Genomic DNA, 18,044 nt, shown 5'->3' on the forward strand with positions numbered 1-18,044 from the left:
TCCGGGTCGGCGTAGACGGCCACGCTCGCGATCCCGGCGTCCCGGCAGGCCCGGGCCACGCGGACAGCGATTTCGCCACGGTTGGCGATGAGCACTTTGCGCACGATGGCTCAACTCCCCTCGGGTTCAGATGGGCTCGGACTTCCAGGAACCGGCATGGCGGCACGTGACGTGGCGGTCGCGGCCCCAGGAGGCTACGGCGGCGCCGACTGCCGTGCCCGAGAACGACGGTGGCCCGGGGTTCCGGACCGCGCCGAACAGGACGGCCAGGACGGCGGCGAGTTCCTCGGCGTTGGGGCAGCCGTGCAGCACGCGCACCTCGTGCGGGTCACCGTTCATCACATCGGGGGGTTTCCGTGCTTGCGGGACGGCAGGTCGGCGTGTTTGCGGCGCAGCATCGCCAGCGAACGAATCAGCGCCGACCTGGTGTCTCGCGGGTCGATCACGTCGTCGATGAGCCCCCGCTCGGCCGCGTAATAAGGGTGCATCAGCTCCGACTTGTACTCCTTGATCCGCTGCTGCCGCACCCCCTCGGGATCGTCGGACGCCGCGATCTCGCGACGGAAGATGACATTGGCCGCACCCTCCGCACCCATCACCGCTATCTCGTTCGTCGGCCAGGCCAGGGAGAGGTCCGCACCGATGGACCGGGAGTCCATGACGATGTACGCGCCGCCGTAGGCCTTGCGCAGGATGAGCTGGACACGCGGCACGGTGGCGTTGCAGTACGCGTACAGCAGCTTGGCGCCGTGCCGGATGATGCCGCCGTGCTCCTGGTCGATGCCCGGCAGGAAGCCGGGGACGTCGACCAGCGTCACGAGCGGAATGTTGAAGGCGTCGCAGAGCTGGACGAAGCGTGCCGCCTTCTCGGACGCCTTGATGTCGAGCACACCGGCGAACGCCGAGGGCTGATTGGCCACGATCCCCACCACATGGCCGTCGAGCCGGGCCAGGGCACACACGATGTTCGGCGCCCAGTCGGGGTGCACCTCGAACACCTCGCCGTCGTCAACTACTTCCTCGACGACCGCGCGCATGTCATAGGCACGGTTGGGGTCGTGGGGGACCAGGTCCAGCAGTGCGTCGGTGCGCCGGTCGGCGGGGTCGTCGCACGGGGCGGCGGGCGGGAGTTCGCGGTTGTTGGCGGGCAGCAGCGACAGGAGGAACCGTACGTCCTCCAGGCAGGACTCCTCGTCGTCATGGGCGAAGTGCGCGACGCCGGAGGTGGACGCGTGGACGTCGGCACCGCCGAGCCCGTTCTGGGTGATGTCCTCGCCGGTGACGGCCTGGACGACATCGGGGCCGGTGATGAACATCTGCGAGGTCTCGCGGACCATGAAGACGAAGTCGGTCAGCGCGGGGGCGTAGGCGGCGCCGCCGGCGCAGGGGCCGAGCATGACGCTGATCTGCGGGATGACCCCGGAGGCGCGGGTGTTGCGCTGGAAGATGCCGCCGTAGCCGGCCAGCGCTGAGACGCCCTCCTGGATGCGGGCGCCGGCGCCGTCGTTCAGCGAGACCAGCGGGGCTCCGGCGGCCTCCGCCAAGTCCATCAGCTTGTGGATCTTCTCGGCGTGGGCCTCGCCCAGCGCCCCGCCGAAGATGCGGAAGTCATGGGCGTACACGAAGACCGTGCGGCCGTGCACGGTGCCCCAGCCGGTGACCACGCCGTCCGAGTACGGTCGTCGCCGTTCCAGCCCGAAGCCGGTGGCCCGGTGCCGTCGCAGGGCCTCGACCTCGGTGAACGAGCCCTTGTCCAGAAGCAGTTCGATGCGTTCGTGGGCCGTGAGCTTGCCCTTGGCGTGCTGCCGCTCGGTAGCTGCGGGATCGGGGCCTTGCCTGGCCGAATCCTTCAGCCGGTCCAGTTCGGTCAGCCGCTCGTGCAGGGTCGGCGGTCCGCCGGTCTCTTCGGGGACGCCGGCGGCGGATTGCTCAGCAGTGCGCATGGTGGTCCACTCTCTCCGCGATGAGTCCGTGTGATCCGTTGGTCGGGCGCTGATGTACTGCTCAGGCCGCGGTGTCCGCTTCCGCCCGGGCGGCGTCGACGGCCAGGGCGAGCGCGCTCGCGTCATGGGTGGAGTGGACTTGCGTGCCCGGTGCGATCCGGCGGCACAGTCCGCCGAGGACCCGGCCCGGCCCCACCTCGACGAACCGGACCACGCCCATGTCGGTCATGCGGGTCACCGCACCGGTCCAGCGCACCCGGCCGGCGAGCTGTCGCCGCAGGCAGGCGAGCGCATCCTCGGCGGTCGTCACCGGCTCGGCGGTGACACCGGAGACGACGTTGATCACCGGGTCGCGGAAGCGCACCCCGGTCAGGGCGGCGGCGAACTCCGCCTCGACGTCGCTCATCAGGCGGCAGTGGAACGGTGCGCCGACGTGCAGGGCGACGACGCGCCTGCTGCCGGCCTCCCGGGCCCGCCGCACGACCTCGTCCACGGCCGCGTCCTGACCCGATACGACGACCTGTGCGGGGCCGTTGTCGTTGGCGACCTCCACGACCTGGCCGGTGGCGGACGCCACGGCGGCGCAGATCCGCTCGACGTGCGCCAGGTCGAGGCCCATCACGGCGGCCATCCGCCCCGGTACCCGCTCGTTGACGCCGGCCATGAGCTGCCCGCGCAGCCGCACCAGCCGCAGGGCGTCGGCCCAGTCGAGCACGCCGGCGCAGACGAGCGCCGCGTACTCGCCCAGGCTGTGGCCCGCGACGACGTCGGGAGTGACACCCCGCGCCCGCAGGACGTCCAGCGCGGCCAGGCTGGTCAGGAACACGGCGGGCTGGGTGACGGCGGTGTCGCGCAGTGCCTCGGCGGGTCCCTCCCAGCACAGTCGGGACAGAGGGAACCCGAGGATCTCGTCGGCCGGGCGATAGTAGCTGTCGACCAGGTCGGGCCGTGTCACCAGCAGATCGCGGCCCATGCCGGCCTGCTGCGAGCCCTGGCCCGGGAAGACGAACGCGGTCTTGTGCATGGTTCGGCGCTCCTTTCGGCGACCCGAACGGGGGGAGAGGGCGTGCCGGCTCCGCTGACGGCACATGCCAGTACGTATCCGGGAGGGGCGGGCAGGAGGGCGCCGGTCAGCCGCGGGGCCCCGGGAAACGGGGCCAGTGGCCGCGACGACCCGGGCGGCGCGCCGGGCGGCGGCACTCCGATTGCGCGGCACAGACCGCCCGCCCGCAGTCCCGTCCCGAGCGCTTTGCCCGCGGCCTCCTTGCGCGTCCACAGATCCAGTAGTCCCGTGGACCGCAGCCCCGGCGGCAGGGCGCGCACCCAGGCCGCCTCGTCGGCGGTGAACCACCGTTCGGCGAGAGCGATCGCGTCCAGCGGCCGGACGGCCTCCGCGTCCACTCCCACCCCGAGCAGCCGGGCCCCGGGGCCGGCGAGTGCCACGGCCACCAGACCGCGGGTGTGGCTCACGCCGGCGCGCAGGCCCGACGCCGCACCGGACAACTCCGGGGCGCCGGACGCCGCCCGGCCCACGCGGACGTCGGCCGTCGGCGCCCCCACGGCCTCGGCAGCGGTGGTACGCAGCAGCGCACGGGCCTGCGCGCGCGGGTCGCTCCCGGCGAACTGCCACCAGACGGCGACGCCGTGCGCGCCGACCGGTTGGCAGGTGCCCACCACTGACTGGCTCACCGCGCACCCACCGGCCTCTCCGAGGGTGGTCACATCGGTCTGCGCCACGGCCCGCACATCGGGCTGCTCAACGGTGTCCGCCCCGGCCCGCTCCACGGTGCCCGCCCGCTCAGACCTGCGAACCGGCGGTGATCTGCTCGGCGTACGCCTTGGCGTGCTCCAGGGTGATCCGGCTGTTGCCGCTCAGCGCGGTGCGGGCGAATTCGCGGGCGTCGGCCACCGTGGCACCCTCGCCGAGGATGCCCGGCACGGCCTCGGGCCGGATCGCGACGGTGTGCCGGGAGGTCACCGCGACGCCGCCGCGCACCTCGGTCACCCGCCATTCGCCGGTGTGGGCCGTCATCAGCGGGGGCACGACGATCTGCTTGTAGACGATCCGTTCGTCGGCGAAGCAGACCCGCACCGATTTGGTGGTGTGCATGGCGCCGTCGGCGGTGATGGTGTCCATCTCCATGATCTGGACGCCCGGTTCGTCCTCCGTCAGGTCCATGCGGGCGACGTGCGGCAGCCGGTCCGGCCACTGCTGGGCCTGGTACAGGAAGTCGTAGACGTCGGCGATGCCGCCGTCGACGACGACGGTGTCTTCGAAGGTGAGCAACAGTTCGGATCGGTCGGCCGCCTGCTCGGCCAGCGCCTTGAGATTCGCCAGCTCGGCGCGGCTGTTGCGGTCGGTGACCTCGGCGATCCAGGCGAGGCGGTCCGGGTCGTCCTCGACGGCCCGGTAGCTGTGCTCCAGGACGACCTCGGTCCCGCCGTCCGGGAGCCGGCGCAGCAGCCACGCGCCGGACATCGCGGCGATCGGCGGCTGGGAGACCTCCTGCTCGAAGGCGATGCGCAGGCCTTCGGGATCGCGGTCCCGGCGGGAGGTCCAGGCCTTGACCCGGTCGCCGGCGACCGCCCAGATCCGGATGCGCTCGTGTGCCCCGTCCTGTTCGAGCTGCTCCACGTGGACGGTGGGATGGAAGTTCACCGGCCACGCGGTGGCGTCGGCCAGCAGGTCGTAGACGGTCTCGGGTGCGGCCGCCACCCCGATGGTGTGCTGCACGTCGTTCATGGGTTCACCGGTCCTTGTCCGTCGCTGCCGTCAGTAGTTGCCAAGGCCGCCGCACACGTTGAGCGCTTGTGCGGTGATGGAGGCGGCGAGGTCTGTCATCAGATAGCCGACCAGGCCGGCCACCTCCTGCGGTGTGGAGTAGCGGCCGAGCGGGATCTTCGTCTCGAAGCGCGCCAGGACCTCCTGCTCGTCGCTGCCCCACAGCCGCGCGTAGTTGGAGCGGACCTGTTGCGCCATGGGCGTCTCTACGTAGCCGGGGCAGACGGCGTTGACGGTGATCCCGGTCTTCGCCAGTTCCAGGCCCAGTGCCTTGGTGAAGCCGACGACGCCGTGCTTGGAGGCCGAGTACGGCGCCCCCAGGACGACGCCCTGTTTGCCGCCCGTCGAGGCGATGTTGACGATGCGGCCGCGTGAGGTGTCGCGCATCCCGCCGGTGGTGAGCACCTCGCGGGTCATGAGGAAGACGCTGTTGAGATTGGTGTCGATGACGTCGTACCAGGTCTCGTCGGCGAGGTCGGCGGTGGCCCCGCCGCCGCTGCGTCCGGCGTTGTTGACCAGGCCGTCGATAGTGCCGTAGCGACGCACCGCGGCCTCGACGAAGGCGTGGACCTCGTCACGGGACCGGACGTCGCAGCGCTGCCCGTCCACCTCGAGGCCCCGCTCGCGCAGGCCCTTGACCGTGACGGCCAGGTCCTCCTCGTGCCGTGCGCAGATGAACACCTTCGTGCCGCGCTGGGCCAGGCTCTCGGTGACCGCGAGACCGATTCCGCTGGTGGCGCCGGTGACGATCACCACGTCGGCGCTGTCGTTCGCCATGCTGTCCTCTCCTTGACCGATGGACTGTGGTGGGCTGTGGCCGATGCGACGGCCGGTGAACTGCGGCCGGTGCGGCCGCGGGACTTCGGCCGGCGGGGCCGTGGCACGGGCCTTCCGGCAGGGGGAGGCCGGAAGGCCCGCCGGTTCAGGGGGTGGCCGTGACCGGCTCGTTGACCAGAGCCAGGAACAGCCGCGGGGTCTCGGCGTCGCCGAGGGTGTCCTCGGAGAGCTTGATCCCCACCTCGCGCTCGACCCGGCTGGCGGCCTCCAGCAGAGCCAGCGAGTCGTAGCCGAGCTCGGCGAACGGGGTGTCGAGGATGTCGCCGTCGAGGTTGACGCTCTCGTCCGCGCCGGCGCTCTCGCGCAGGATGCGGGTCAGCTCGGTCAGGGTCAGTTCGCGTGCTGTCATGGGGTACGTCCTCACTTCTCGTAGCTCGTGGGGTGGTCGGTCAGTCGCTGCCGGGGTCGGCGCGCAGCACGACCGCGGCGTTGAATCCGCCGTGGCCGCGGGCGACCACCAGCGCGGTGCGCACGGTCATCTCGCGCGCGGTGTCCCGCACCAGGGCGATCGGGCAGTCCGGCGCCTGGTCGGGCACGTGCAGGGTCGGCGGGACGACACCGTCCCGCATGGCCAGCAGGGCTGTTGCCACGTCGAGGGAGGCCGCGCCGGAGTACAGTCGGCCAGTCATGGTCTTGGGCGCGCTCACCGGCACGGTGTGCGGGCCGAAGACGGCGGCCAGGGCCTCGGCCTCCACCCGGTCGAGGTCGCGCACCCCGGCCGCGTCCGCGAACACCACGTCGACGTCCGGCGGGGCGACCGCGGCGTCCGCGAGGGCCAGTTCGACGGCCCTGCGCAGTCCTGGCTCCCGGTCGGAGCCGGGCGCGGGGTCGAAGGTCGCCCCGTAACCGGCGACCGTGCCGTAGACGCGGGCACCGCGCTCCCGGGCGCCCGCTTCGCTTTCCAGTACGAGGATGGCGCCGCCCTCGCCGGGCACGTGGCCGTCCGCCGAGACGTCGAAGGGCGCGTAGGCGCGCTCGGGGTTGCTGGAGCGGCTGAGGCGGCCGCTGGTGATCTGGGAGACCAGCCCCCACGGGGAGAGGGAGGCATCGACCCCGCCGGAGACGACGAGGCCGATGCCCTTGCGTACGTGCCGCCGTGCGTGGCCGAGCGCGTCCAGCCCGCCGGCCTGATCGGTCACCAGGACGCCGCTGGGGCCGCGCATGCCGTGCCGGATGGAGATCTGGCCGGTGTTGACGGCGTAGAACCAGGCGAAGGACTGGTAGGCGCTGACGTACTCGGGGCCCTGGCTCCACAGTTTCTGCAGTTCGTGCTGGGCGAACTCGAAGCCTCCCGAGGCGCTGGCGGTCACCACGCCCATGCCGAACTCGGGCAGTGCCGCCGGGTCGACGTCGGCGTCGGCGAGTGCCCAGTCCGAGGCGGCCAGGGCCATCTGCGTCATCCGGTCGGTCTGCGGGAGCAGGCGGCTGGAGAGGTGGTCGGCCGCGTCGAAGTTCAGGACCTCACCGGCCAGGGGAGAGGGATAGCCGCCCGCGTCGTAGCGGCTGATCCGGTCGATGCCGCTGACTCCCTTGAGGGTCGCGGTCCAGAACTCCTCGGTGCCCACGCCGTTCGGCGCCACCACGCCGATCCCGGTCACCACCGTGTTCTCGGTCTGCCCGGTCATGCGGCCGTCCTCCGGGCAGGACGGGTCAGCACCATGGCGCTCTGGAAGCCGCCGAAGCCGCTGCCCACCGTGAGGACCGTGTCCACGTCCTGCTCGCGGGCGATCAGGGGGACGTAGTCGAGGTCGCACTCCGGATCGGGAGTGTGCAGATTCGCCGTGGGCGGCACCACGCCGTGCTCGATCGCCAGGGCGCAGGCGGCGATCTCGATCGAGCCGATCGCTCCGAGCGAGTGCCCGATCATCGACTTGATGGAGCTGACCGGTACGTCGTACGCGTGCTGCCCGAGGCTGCGCTTGAAGGCGGCGGTCTCGTGGCGGTCGTTCTGTTTGGTGCCGGAGCCGTGCGCGTTGATGTACGACACGTCCTCGGGGTTCAGCCGGGCCTCGTCAAGGGCGGTGCTGATCGCTTCCGCCATCTCCCGGCCGTCCGGACGCAGTCCGGTCATGTGGAAGGCGTTGCACCGGGAGGCGAACCCGGCGATCTCGGCGTAGACATGGGCCCCGCGCCGACGGGCGTGCTCGTACTCCTCCAGCACGAAGACGGCCGCCCCCTCGCCGAGCACGAAGCCATTGCGGCTCTTGTCGAAGGGCCGGGAGGCGTGCTCGGCGTCGTCGTTGCGGGAGGTGGTCGCCTTGATGGCGTCGAAACAGGCGACCGCGATGGGTGAGATCGGGGCGTCGGTCGCCCCGGCGACCATGATGTCGACGCTGCCCTCGGCGATCAGGTCGCGGGCGTAGCCGACCGAGTCCAGGCCCGAGGTGCAGCCGGCCGAGACGACCGCGGCCGGGCCCTCGGCGCCAACCGCCCAGGCGACTTCGGCGGCGATGCTGCTCGGCACGAAGTGCCCGTACAGATGCGGCACTCCGTAGGAGTTGTCGACCAGCCATGTGCGACCGCTGTCGCTGAGGACGACGTACTCCTCCTCCAGCCCCATGGTGGCGCCGACCGCGCTGCCCACGGTCACCCCGATCCGAGCCGGGTCCGGCGTGCCGAAGTCCAGGCCACTGTCGTGCACCGCCTCCCTCGCTCCGACCACCGCGAACTGGGTCGCCCGGTCCATGCGCCGGATCTCACGGGGGGTCAGGCCCTGCTGAGCGGGGTCGAACGCGCACTCCGCCGCGACCTGGGAGCGGAACGGGGCGGGGTCGAAGAAGGAGATGCGCCCGGTCGCGGTGCGGCCCGAGGTGATGAGATCCCAGAACGCCTTGGTGCCCGTACCGCCGGGCGCCACCACGCCCACGCCGGTGATCACCACCCGGCGCAGGGCCGTGGGCGCTCGCCCCGGCTGCGCTGCGCGGCGGGCGGCCCCGGCAGGGTCCGTCGCTGACATGTCGGTCGCCTTTCGTGGAGGAATCCGCTTGCCGCCGCCGAACCTCTTGGCCGTGGCTCAAGGACGACTCAAGGCTGGCGCAAGCGGGCCTCGATCCGGCTGCCCAGGGGCGTCCGACCTGCGGCCAGGGGACCTTGACCGGTCTTCGAGCCGTCCTTGAGCGCAACTCGGGAACGTCCCAATCCGCCCACCAGACCAGCACCATCGACGTGATGTGAGGACTCCTTGAGCACGCACACGGCAAGCACGGACACGGCATCCGAAGAGCAGAGCTCCGTCGTCAACACCGTCGTCATCGACGTCCCGGCCGACCGGGTCTGGCGGTCCTGCACCGACATCGAGCGCTGGCCGGCCATCTTTCCCACCACCCGCGCGGTCCGGCGTAGCGAGGTCGGCGCCAACGAGGTGGTGATGGACATGACGGTGGCGAACGAACTGGGCGTCAACGACGTCCGCTCGCACCGCTGGTACCGGCCCGACGAACTCCGCATCGACTTCCGCATGGTGACGCTGCCGCCCGCCATCGCCGCGATGGAGGGCAACTGGACCGTCGAACCGGCGGACGGTGGCGCGCGACTGGCCGTCGAGCACGTCTTCGTGCCACGGCGAGACGAGGGAGTGGACGCGGTCGGCCTCCGGGACACGCTGTTCCGTACGACCGAGAACGTGCTGGCCGCGCTCAAGGAGTGGCTGGAGGCGGGTCGCGACCTCGCCGCGGACGACGGCCTGCGCGACGCGTGGGGGCCGCGCAACAGCGGGAACGGGATCTCCGCCGAGACGTTCGAGAACTGCGAACTGTTCTTCAGCCGTCTGGGCCTGGCGAGCCTCGACTGGGGCGACATCACCATGGTGCTCAAGGACCTGCGCAAGGAGAGCACCCACGAGGACTGGGCCGACTGGCACCGGAGGTGGTCCGCGCTCGGCGTGCACTACGAGGAGCGCGCGGCCGAGGCACTCGTGGCGAACCACCTGGAGACGTTCCGTACCGCCAACCGCAAGGCCGCGGCCTGCCACCACTACGCGGAGTTCTTCTACTTCGACGACGCGCGGGCCAAGACCGACAGCCGCGACCGGGTCACCGAGATCTTCGAGCGCGGCATCCCGTACCTGCACGAGACCGTCACCGCGCTGAACGTCACCTGCGACGGGCTGGACGTGCCCGGCTACGTCATGGTGCCGCCCGGCGAGGGCCCGTGGCCGACCGTGGTGCTCGTCAACGGCCTCGACTCGGCCAAGGAGGTCGAACTGTACGCCTTTGCCCGGGAGTTCATGGCCCGCGGCATGGCTGCGGTCGTCTTTGACGGCCCGGGGCAGGGAGTGCACATCGGCAGGACGCCGATGGCGGTCGACTTCGAGCGGGTGGTCGCCGCCGTGCTGCAGGAGGCCGTACGGCGTCCCGAGGTCGACGAGGACCGGATCGGCATCTTCGGGGTGAGCTTCGGTGGCTACCTCGCCGCACGCGCCGCGGCGAGCGTCCCCGGCTTCCAGGCGTGCGTCAACCTCTCCGGCGGTTTCGACTTCGACAACTACCGCAACGTCAACGTCATGGTGAAGGAGGACTTCCGCTTCGTCTTCGACCAGGCGGACGACGATGCCATGGACGAGCTCGCCCGGACGAGGCTGAACCTCAGGGACGTCCCGCCGCTGCGCATCCCCCTGCTCGCCATCCACGGCGAGCTCGACACCATCATCCCCATCGACTCCTGCGAGCGGATGCTGGACTGGGCCGCCGGCGAGACCCAGCTGATCCGCTACCCAGGTGAACGCCACGTCGCCACCAACTACTTCGGTGACTTCATTCCGCGCTTTTGCGACTGGATGTCCGACCACCTCGGGGCACGTGCCCGCTGACGTCCACGCCCTGCGCCGCCCTGTTTTCGGTTGACATACATAGCAAGCTATGGACTAATCGAAGCAGCAGAAGCCGCGCCGGAGGTTGATCATGACCACGAAGCCCGAAGACCTCTCCATCCCGCCGGTCGGCCGGCTGCCCCGGGAGGCGTCACTGGGATACCAGGTCAACCATCTCGCGCGGCTTCTGGAGCGGGCCCTGCGGCTGCGCATCGAGGAGTACGGGGTCGTGCCCGGGCAGTTCGCCCAGCTGCTCGCGCTGTACGAGCAGGAGGGGCTCACCCAGCGGGAGCTGTGCGAGCGCGTCCAGATCGAGCAGCCGACCATGGCCAACACCCTGCAGCGGATGGAGCGCGACGGACTGATCCACCGCGTTCCCGATCCGCACGACAGACGCCAGGCGAAGGTACTGCTGAGCGACCGGGCCCGCGAACTCCAGGAACCCCTGGTCGCCGCCGCCCGCGACGTCAACGGCCTGGCGACCCGCGGTCTGGACGGGTCGGAGGCCGCCCTGCTGCTGAGCATGATCGCGCACGCCATCGAGAACCTGGAGTCCGCCGGGCGCTCCTGAACCCAAGACCTGAACCCAGCACGGGGAGAAGTCCATGAAGACCCGAGTGCACGCTGTTGCCGGGGTTCTCGCTCTGACGCTGATCAGTCTCTTCTTCACGGCCTCGGCCGTGGTCGAGATCTTCGGCGACGACGCCGCCGTACGAGACGTCAAGACCGCCATCGTCTTCGCGCTGTTCGTCCTGGTGCCGTGCATGGCGGTCACCGGCGGCACCGGTCGCCTCCTGAGCGCACAGCGCCGCCGTGCCCCCCTGATCCGCCGCAAACAGCGGCGCATGGCGGCGGCCGCGGCGATCGGGCTGCTGGTCCTCGTCCCGTGCGCCGTCACCCTGCGGGTCTTCGCCGCCGACGGCCGCTTCGACACGGTGTTCGCACTCGTCCAGGCCGTCGAATTCCTCGGCGGCGCCGTCAACATCACGCTCCTGAGCCTCAACGTACGCGACGGCAGGCTCCTGACCGCGGCCGCCCGCCGGCGTGACCGGCACGCCGCATCCGTCGCAGCCCAGCCCTAGTCCACGCAGCCGTACTGGATCCGGAAGGACCCGCTCATGGCAATCGCGGGAAAGACTGCACTCGTCACCGGTGCCAGCGAGGGCATCGGAGCATCCATCGCCAGGGCACTCGTGTCGGCGGGCGCGAGCGTCGTGATCACCGCCCGTAGGGAAGGGCCGCTGAAGGAGGCGGCCGACGGGCTCGGCCCGGCGGCCTCCTGGGTCGCCGGCGACATGGCGGACGCGGCGACGGCCGAAGCCGCCGTCGCGCACGCCATCGCCCGCCACGGCGGCCTGGACCTGGTCGTGTGCAACGCCGGGATCCTGATCCCCGGCGGCCTCATCGAACAGGACATGGCCGAGGTCGACCGGGTGATCGGCGTCAACCTCCGCGGCACGATCGCGCTGATGAAGGCGGCGGCGCCCGGGCTGACCGGCCGTCCCGGTGCCTCGGCCGTCGTCATCTCCTCGTCCATCGGTAGGCAGCCCGCCGCCGGGATGGGCGTGTACGGCGCCACGAAGGCGGCCCTGCACTATCTCGTCCCCACCTGGGCGACCGAGCTGGCGCCGCGGGGCATCCGGGTCAACGCCGTCTGCGCGGGCATCACCGACACGCCAGGCCTGCGCAGCGGTGCCGCGCACCTGCCCGGGCTCGAACAGGCCGTGATCGGCACGAACCTGATCAAGCGGATCGCCACCGCCGACGAGATCGCCCACCCGGTGCTGACCCTGCTGGACGAGGATGTCAGCGGGTACGTGACCGGGTCGATCTGGGACATCGACGGCGGATTCCAGCGCGACCGCGGCGGCCCCGCACGCGACACCCGTCCCGAAGGAGCGCACCATGACGCAGCATGACGTAGTGGTCGTCGGCGGCGGACACAACGGGCTGACCGCGGCCGCCTACCTGGCCAAGGCGGGCCTGGACGTCGTGGTCCTGGAGGCCAAGGAGTACGCCGGCGGCGGTGTCGTCACCCGAGAGGTGACCCTGCCGGGCTTCCACCACGACCTGCACGCCATCGCCCACATATTCATCCAGGGCAACCCCCTGATCCGCGACGACGAACTGGGCCTGCTCTCCCGGCACGGCTTGTCCTACGTCTTCCCCGACCCGAGCATCGCCGTCACCTTCCCCGACGGCGACTACATCGCCTTCTACCGGGACGTGACCAGGACGACGGAGACGATCGCGAGGATCTCACCGAAGGACGCGGAGAACTACCTGCGCTTCCACGCGTTCACCGACCAGCTGCTGGACACCCTGATGACCGGCCTGTTCGAACCGCCGCCCCCGCTGGGCGAGTTCTTCGCCGGGCTCGACCGGTCCGAGGTCGGGCAAGAACTGCTGCGCATGCTGATGATGAGCTACCTCGACGTCGTCAACGAGTGGTTCGACAGCCCCAAGGTGCGTGCGGCACTGATCCGTTGGGTGTCGGAGATCCTGGCCGCCCCCGAGGAGGGCGGCACCGGTGCCTTCCTGCTGATGATGGTCCCGGTCATCCACCGATACGGTCTCGGCTACGCCGTCGGCGGATCCGGCGCGCTGACGACGGCTCTGGTCAGAGCCGTTCAGGAGCAGGGCGGCGCCATCAGGACCGGCGCCCCGGTCGAGCGGTTCACCTTCGAGGGCGACCGGGCCACCGGCGTTGTACTGGCCTCGGGAGAGCATGTTCAGGCCCGGCGCGCGGTGGTGGCCGACCTGAACATCAAGCAGCTGCCCGGCATGGTCGACCACCGCTTCGGAGCCGACTGGGAGCGCAAGGTGCGCCGTATCAAGCCCGCCGGATTCGGCCTGCTGACCGGGCACCTGGCCTTGAGCGAGGCACCGGTCTTCAAGGCCGGTCCCGAGGTCGGCGGCGCGGGCTTCCAGGAGACGGCCGCCCCCCTGCCCGCGCTGCTGCGGACCTTCGACGACCTGAAGTACGGCGTGCCGATCAGCAACATCCCGAGCATCGCGGTGGCGAGCGCCTGGGACCCCACCCGTGCGCCCGCCGGACGGCACACCCTCTACCTGCTGAGCTACGCGCCCCTCGCACTGGAGCGGGGGCGCTGGGACGAGCGCAAGCAAGAGATCTTCGACCAGGTTTTCGACACCTTCTGCGGCCTCACCACGAACATGAGCTCGGAGAAGGTACTCGGCAGGGTCGTCGAAAGCCCGGTGGACGGCGAGCGCTTCAACGCCGCCTGGCCGGGCGGCGACCCGGGCCACTTCGGGCTGCAGCTCTTCCAGTTCATGGGGTATCGGCCCCTGCCCAACATGGGGTACCGGCTGCCCGGTGAGGGCTTCTACCTCGTGGGACCGTCCACCCATCCCGGCTCCGGCGTCACGGGCGGAGCACGGGCCGGTGCCAAGGCCGTCCTCCGGGACCTCGGATGCGACGTGGCCGCGGTGATGGGCGGTGGATGACCCGCTGGTGGCCCGCAGTTGATCCCGGTACAGAGGTGAACGGCGTGGACATAGGAATTCTCGGTCCTCTGACAGTGCGGGCACGCGGACAGCGACAGGCCGTCCCCACCGCACCGAAGCCGCGGCAGCTGCTCGCGCTGCTGTCGGCACGCGCGGGCAAGGTGGTGCCGGTGGACCTCCTGGTGGACGAACTGTGGGAGAACGCGCCGCCCAGGAGCGCCCTGACCGCCGTGCGGACCTACATCGTCCAACTGCGCCAGTCGATTGCCCGCACCCTGCGGACGAGCACCACCGAAGTGGCCCACAACGTACTGCCCTTCGCCGGCTGGGGGTACCGCCTGGTCGCGGACCCCGACAGGGTCGACGCCAGCGTGTTCACCCGTCACGCCGAGCTGGGCCGACGCGCGCTGCTGGACGGCGACGACGCCCGGGCAGCCCTGCTGCTGCACCGAGCGCTGCGGCTGTGGCGCGGTCCCGCGCTGGCGGACGTACGCATCGGGCCGCACCTGCTGGCGCATCGGACCACCCTGGAGGAGATCCGGCTGGGCGTCGTCGAACAGCGCCTGGAGGCGGATCTGCGTCTGGGCCGCCACCATCAGCTGATCGGCGAGCTTTCCGGACTGGTGGCGCGCCATCCCCTGCACGAGAACCTGCATTCCCTGTTCATCATTTCGCTGTACCGCGCCGGGCACACCGAACAGGCCCTCGGGACCTTCGAGTCGCTGTGCCACAACCTCCGCGAAGAACTGGGGATCGACCCTTCGCCCCGCGTGCGCAGGTTGCGGGACGCCATTCTGGCCGGTTCCTGAAACCGGACCGTGAGCAGCCAGGAGTGAGCACATGCCCACCGAATCGACCGCCGGCCGACGCCGCCCGGCCGACCTCCTCTTCGACCCGCTGCTCGGTCTGTTCTTCACCCGCGGACGCGTCGAGCAGCTCGAACAGCTCACCCCGCGCGTCCGCAGGATCCGCGTCACCGGGCCGGCCGTGCGCGGCCTGCCCTGGACTCCGGGCCAGCACGTGCGGGTACACGTCAAGGACCTGGGCGCGCCGGTGTGGGCGGGGATGCTGCGCGACGTGCTGCGCACGTACTCGGTCTGGGCATACGACGGGGAGGGGCTGGAGCTGTGCCCCTTGGATCACGGGGACGGTCCCGGCGCCCGCTGGGCCCGCTCCCTTCGGGTGGGGGACGAGATCGCCTTCCGTAAACCCGAGGGAAGGTTCGTCGTCGACGGTTCCGCCGCGTACCACCTCTTCGCGGGGGAGGAGACCGCCTCGGTGGCCTTCGGCGCGATGCTGCGCGCCCTGCCGGATGAAGCCCGCGTTCACGGGGTCGTCGAGGTCGCGGGGCCACCGGACCGGCTGCCGCTGCCCCGGTCCGGGCAACTGCGGTGGTGCTTTCGCGGTGACGCCGGCGCGGCCGCGTCCGGGTCGCTGGTCGCGGCCGTACGGGAGCTCGATCTGCCCGGCGAACCCGGCATCGCGTATCTGGCCGGAGAGGCGCGCACCTGCCAGGCCGTACGGGATCATCTCGTCCGGGAGCGCGGCTGGCCTCGCCGGTCCGTCCTGGTCAAGCCCTTCTGGACGCCTGGCAGGCGCGGATTGGACTGAGCGCCGGTACCCGGCGCTGCCCCTGCCGCCTCGGCCGTCCCCGTGCGCCAGTCGGCGGCGTCTGCTCATGACGCTTCATCACGGACTTCGCCTCGTGGCAGTGATCCTCTGGCTCGACGTTCCGATCGGTGTCGCCGTGCTGTTCTTCGCGCGGGCGGCCCGGCCGGGAGCCGGGGCCCGCACCCCCGTGGGACCGCGCCCGCCCGAGGCGGGCACGGTCCTGGCCGTCGACCGCGTCACCCCTGAGCGAACGGCGGTCCGAGAACGCGGCGACGCCCGGCGGCCATTTCCGTGGGCAGTCCGCTCGGATCCGTGCGGACCTCGGATGGGGCGCCGGACGGCAGATCCAGTTCCAGCCGGAACAGTCTCGACTGGGTTTCCGCCTCCAGCCGCGGATCGGCTACCAGGATGGCCTGCTGCAGATGACGCATACGCGGTGACGGGTCTATTCCCAGCTCTTTCCGGAGGTAGTTCCGGATCTTGTGGAATACATCGAGCGCCTGTGCGGGGCGGCCGGCTCGATACAGTGAAATCATGAAAAGGGAATGGAGGTTCTCGTGCAGCGGATATTGCAGTACAAGCCCGGACAGCTCGCCGATTAATTCATGGTGATGTCCGAGCCGGAGATCGGCCTCCACTCGCTGCTCGACGGCTGCCAGGCGGTGTGCCTCCAGGTGGGTGCGGTGGGCGAGCAGATGCGGTCCGAGCCGTACGCCCGCCAGTGCCGGGCCGCGCCAGATGCGCAGCGCCCGGCGGAGCAGCACCGAAGCCTGGTCGTTCGCACCGGCGGCCAGCGAGTCGCGCCCCAACTCGGCGCAGCGCAGGAACGCCTGTGCGTCATGCGTTCCCCCGCCGGCCGTCAGACGGTACCCCCACCCGGTGAACTGCAGGACGTCCGCGGCCACTTCGGAGGGGCTGACCTGCAGACTCTGGGTCAGTGCCCTGCGTAACTGCCCGATGTACGTCTGCACGGTGGTCACGGCACTCGACGGCGGACGGGTCTCCCACAGCTCGTCGATCAGCAGATCCATCGAGATCACTTCGTCCACCCGGGCCGCCAGCAGCGCCAGCAGTTGCCGTGGCTTCGGTGCGGTGGGCGCGGCCTCACCACCGCGCGATCGAACGGCCAAGGGACCCAGAATTGCGATGTCCATCGTACTCCCCGTTGAATTTTGCACAATATCGCGGATTGAATCGTGCAACACTTCGGAATGCACCGCGTTAGGCCTGTGGTGCCAGGTTGTACGGTCTTAAAACTTTTCGCTCCGATGCTACAGCCGTTACCGGGTGGCACGTCAAGGTCCTTCGGATCGTTTTGCTCCGCAATGAATGCAGGGGCCTGTATAGCTTCCGGATTACATCGGAATGAAATCTTCCGGTAGCTGGATTTGGTGGTCTGCGAGGTAACGGCGGTGAAATTTGGTCGCTTGTTGCACCTGACGCCGCGCTCCTCGCCGCCTTGACCGATTCTGCGGCGAGGTCGGGTTCTGTGAGGGGTGAGACCGATTCCGTCTGCCTGTGGAGAGCGACATGGACGCCACGTCGACCCCCGTCATCATCCGCAAGGTCGAACAACTCGCGGAGGGCGTATACGCCTACCTCCAACCCGACGGTGGCTGGTGTCTGAACAACGCGGGCATCGTGATCGGCGGCGAGGGCACACTCCTCATCGACACCGCGGCCACCGAGGCACGCGGGCTCATGCTGAGGGAGACGGTCCACACCCTCAGCCCGCGTCCCGTCGGCACTTTGGTCAACACCCACAGCCACGGCGACCACACCTTCGGCAACCACCTCTTCGCCGGGAGCGCGACCATCGTGGCCCATGAGCGGGCGGCAGCCGAGATGGCTGAGCACGGCCTGGCGCTGCGGAGCCTGTGGCCGCAGGTGCGCTGGGGCCAGGTCGAACCGACCTTGCCGCAGGTGACCTACCGGGACCGCCTGTCACTGCCGGGCCTCGGCGTGCGGGTGGAGCTGCTGCACGCCGGCCCGGGGCACACGGCGGGCGACACCGTCGTATGGCTGCCCGACCAGCGTGTGCTGTTCGCCGGAGACCTCGTCTTCTCCGGCGTCACCCCTTTCGTGCTGATGGGTTCGCTCAGCGGCTCGCTGCGCGTGCTGGACCAGTTGCGCGCCCTGGAACCTTTGCACGTCGTCCCAGGTCACGGCCCGCTGGGCGGACCCGAATTACTCGACGCGAACGCCGACTACCTGTGCTGGGTCCACGAGTTGGCTCGCACAGGCATCGCCGACGGACTCGCTCCGCTGGACATGGCGCGGGCCACCGGCCCGGGACCGTACGGCCAACTCTTGGACAGTGAAAGGCTGGTGGGCAACCTAGTGCGCGCCTACGCCGAGCGGTACGGCGCGCAGCCCGGCGCACCTCTGGATGTGCAGGCCGCGTTCGAGGACATGGTCGCGCTGCACGGAGGCCTGCCCCACTGCGGAGCCTGACCACCCGCCGACAATCGACCCCGGAGGACACCCTCATGACCTGCTCACCCGATCCCGCACCGGACAAGGGCCGCATGGGCCCCTGACGCGGACGCCGGCGAGAGGCGGAACTCAACGACGCACGGCTGCTGGTGGCCGCATG

The 18,044-nt window shown here is 70.5% G+C and carries 19 protein-coding genes; 8 read left to right on the plus strand and 11 right to left on the minus strand.

Going from position 1 to position 18,044, the window contains the following annotated elements; genetic code table 11:
• The 10 genes from ACFYZB_RS44705 to ACFYZB_RS44750 form a co-directional block, all read right to left on the minus strand.
• On the minus strand, window positions 1–104 hold a 104-nt coding region (locus tag ACFYZB_RS44705), incomplete at its 3' end, for a biotin carboxylase N-terminal domain-containing protein (RefSeq protein WP_158786612.1).
• Between the two features lie 22 nt (window positions 105–126).
• Window positions 127–339, minus strand: a complete 213-nt coding sequence (locus tag ACFYZB_RS44710) for an acyl-CoA carboxylase subunit epsilon (protein WP_388767640.1) — start codon at window positions 337–339, stop codon at window positions 127–129.
• The gene (locus tag ACFYZB_RS44715; RefSeq protein WP_388767641.1) at window positions 339–1,943 is read right to left on the minus strand and encodes an acyl-CoA carboxylase subunit beta; all 1,605 of its coding nucleotides are present in this window, start codon (window positions 1,941–1,943) and stop codon (window positions 339–341) included. Before ACFYZB_RS44715 ends, ACFYZB_RS44710 begins: the two co-directional genes overlap by 1 nt.
• A gap of 61 nt (window positions 1,944–2,004) precedes the next feature.
• A complete protein-coding gene (gene fabD, locus ACFYZB_RS44720; protein ID WP_388767642.1) occupies window positions 2,005–2,967 on the minus strand; it encodes an ACP S-malonyltransferase in 963 nt (320 codons plus the stop codon).
• Window positions 2,895–3,680, minus strand: coding sequence for a 4'-phosphopantetheinyl transferase family protein (locus ACFYZB_RS44725; protein WP_388767643.1), 786 nt, complete (start codon window positions 3,678–3,680; stop codon window positions 2,895–2,897). Before ACFYZB_RS44725 ends, fabD begins: the two co-directional genes overlap by 73 nt.
• 61 nt (window positions 3,681–3,741) lie before the next feature.
• Complete coding sequence (locus tag ACFYZB_RS44730) at window positions 3,742–4,686, minus strand: aromatase/cyclase (RefSeq protein WP_388767644.1); 945 nt, start codon at window positions 4,684–4,686, stop codon at window positions 3,742–3,744.
• Between the two features lie 30 nt (window positions 4,687–4,716).
• Window positions 4,717–5,502: an SDR family NAD(P)-dependent oxidoreductase gene (locus ACFYZB_RS44735; RefSeq protein WP_388767645.1), complete on the minus strand. Its 786-nt coding sequence runs from the start codon at window positions 5,500–5,502 to the stop codon at window positions 4,717–4,719.
• 145 nt (window positions 5,503–5,647) lie between these two features.
• Window positions 5,648–5,911, minus strand: a complete 264-nt coding sequence (locus ACFYZB_RS44740) for an acyl carrier protein (RefSeq protein WP_388767646.1) — start codon at window positions 5,909–5,911, stop codon at window positions 5,648–5,650.
• A gap of 40 nt (window positions 5,912–5,951) precedes the next feature.
• The gene (locus tag ACFYZB_RS44745) at window positions 5,952–7,187 is read right to left on the minus strand and encodes a ketosynthase chain-length factor (RefSeq protein WP_388767647.1); all 1,236 of its coding nucleotides are present in this window, start codon (window positions 7,185–7,187) and stop codon (window positions 5,952–5,954) included.
• A complete protein-coding gene (locus ACFYZB_RS44750; RefSeq protein ID WP_388767648.1) occupies window positions 7,184–8,518 on the minus strand; it encodes a beta-ketoacyl-[acyl-carrier-protein] synthase family protein in 1,335 nt (444 codons plus the stop codon). The genes ACFYZB_RS44745 and ACFYZB_RS44750 overlap by 4 nt, the downstream gene beginning before the upstream one ends.
• A 225-nt stretch (window positions 8,519–8,743) precedes the next feature.
• Between ACFYZB_RS44750 and ACFYZB_RS44755 the strand changes: the two genes are divergently transcribed.
• The 7 genes from ACFYZB_RS44755 to ACFYZB_RS44785 all read left to right on the plus strand — a co-directional run bounded on the left by ACFYZB_RS44755 (window position 8,744) and on the right by ACFYZB_RS44785 (window position 15,448).
• The gene (locus tag ACFYZB_RS44755; protein WP_388767649.1) at window positions 8,744–10,369 is read left to right on the plus strand and encodes an alpha/beta hydrolase; all 1,626 of its coding nucleotides are present in this window, start codon (window positions 8,744–8,746) and stop codon (window positions 10,367–10,369) included.
• Between the two features lie 91 nt (window positions 10,370–10,460).
• Entirely contained in the window at window positions 10,461–10,940 is a 480-nt protein-coding gene (locus ACFYZB_RS44760; RefSeq protein WP_361252388.1) for a MarR family transcriptional regulator, read from the plus strand.
• Window positions 10,941–10,974: 34 nt separating this feature from the next.
• The gene (locus ACFYZB_RS44765) at window positions 10,975–11,451 is read left to right on the plus strand and encodes a hypothetical protein (protein WP_388767650.1); all 477 of its coding nucleotides are present in this window, start codon (window positions 10,975–10,977) and stop codon (window positions 11,449–11,451) included.
• Between the two features lie 36 nt (window positions 11,452–11,487).
• On the plus strand, window positions 11,488–12,288 hold the full coding sequence (locus ACFYZB_RS44770) for an SDR family NAD(P)-dependent oxidoreductase (RefSeq protein WP_388767651.1): 801 nt from the start codon (window positions 11,488–11,490) through the stop codon (window positions 12,286–12,288).
• Window positions 12,275–13,837, plus strand: coding sequence for a phytoene desaturase family protein (locus tag ACFYZB_RS44775; protein ID WP_388767652.1), 1,563 nt, complete (start codon window positions 12,275–12,277; stop codon window positions 13,835–13,837). Before ACFYZB_RS44770 ends, ACFYZB_RS44775 begins: the two co-directional genes overlap by 14 nt.
• Window positions 13,838–13,881: 44 nt before the next feature.
• Window positions 13,882–14,646 (plus strand): BTAD domain-containing putative transcriptional regulator, encoded by a 765-nt coding sequence (locus tag ACFYZB_RS44780; protein WP_388767653.1) that lies wholly within the window; start codon window positions 13,882–13,884, stop codon window positions 14,644–14,646.
• A 31-nt stretch (window positions 14,647–14,677) separates the two neighbouring features.
• Window positions 14,678–15,448, plus strand: a complete 771-nt coding sequence (locus tag ACFYZB_RS44785; protein WP_361252401.1) for a siderophore-interacting protein — start codon at window positions 14,678–14,680, stop codon at window positions 15,446–15,448.
• 236 nt (window positions 15,449–15,684) lie between these two features.
• Here ACFYZB_RS44785 and ACFYZB_RS44790 read toward each other — a convergent pair whose 3' ends face one another.
• Window positions 15,685–16,602 (minus strand): BTAD domain-containing putative transcriptional regulator, encoded by a 918-nt coding sequence (locus ACFYZB_RS44790; RefSeq protein ID WP_388767654.1) that lies wholly within the window; start codon window positions 16,600–16,602, stop codon window positions 15,685–15,687.
• A 376-nt stretch (window positions 16,603–16,978) separates the two neighbouring features.
• Here ACFYZB_RS44790 and ACFYZB_RS44795 point away from each other — a divergent pair, with 376 nt between their 5' ends.
• Window positions 16,979–17,902 carry an MBL fold metallo-hydrolase gene (locus tag ACFYZB_RS44795; protein ID WP_388767655.1) on the plus strand — a complete coding sequence of 308 codons (924 nt, stop codon included), beginning with the start codon at window positions 16,979–16,981 and terminating at the stop codon, window positions 17,900–17,902.
• Window positions 17,903–18,044: the final 142 nt, after the last annotated feature.

Source organism: Streptomyces sp. NPDC001852 (assembly GCF_042891825.1).
Classification (GTDB): Bacteria; Actinomycetota; Actinomycetes; order Streptomycetales; family Streptomycetaceae; genus Streptomyces.